Source organism: Bradyrhizobium cosmicum (assembly GCF_032290525.1).
GTDB classification, from domain to species: domain Bacteria; phylum Pseudomonadota; class Alphaproteobacteria; order Rhizobiales; family Xanthobacteraceae; genus Bradyrhizobium; species Bradyrhizobium cosmicum_A.
In genome coordinates this window covers 1-253 of the sequence record NZ_JASXTA010000403.1, presented here as the reverse complement: position 1 = coordinate 253, position 253 = coordinate 1, and the positions used below count along the sequence as shown (strand labels likewise).

Annotated in this window: 1 protein-coding gene; it reads right to left on the bottom strand. The window is 54.2% G+C overall.

Annotated elements, in window-relative coordinates; genetic code table 11:
• Positions 1 to 241 (bottom strand): cobaltochelatase subunit CobN (locus QSV46_RS41685; RefSeq protein ID WP_409997303.1); only part of this gene is annotated, 241 nt, incomplete at its 3' end.
• Between the last annotated feature and the right edge of the window lie 12 nt (positions 242 to 253).

The following is a 253-nucleotide window of genomic DNA, read 5'->3' as shown; positions in this document are numbered from 1 at the left end:
GCCGTACAGTCTGCGAATATTCAGGGGAGTTTACGGCTTGGGCCAGTAAGTCATTGAGAAGTTGTTGCCCACTAGGGGTCTTGGTCTGATAGCCGCGGTGCGACAGTTCGCGCATGATTGCCGCCATAGATTCGCTGACGTCCAGAAAGGCTCCGTTGAGGAGGTTCCCCTCTCCTGCAGGATAATCGTAGCCAATGAGTGCGATTCGTTTCTGAGGAGCCGGAGTTGTCGATAGTCTCAATTGGCCACGAAC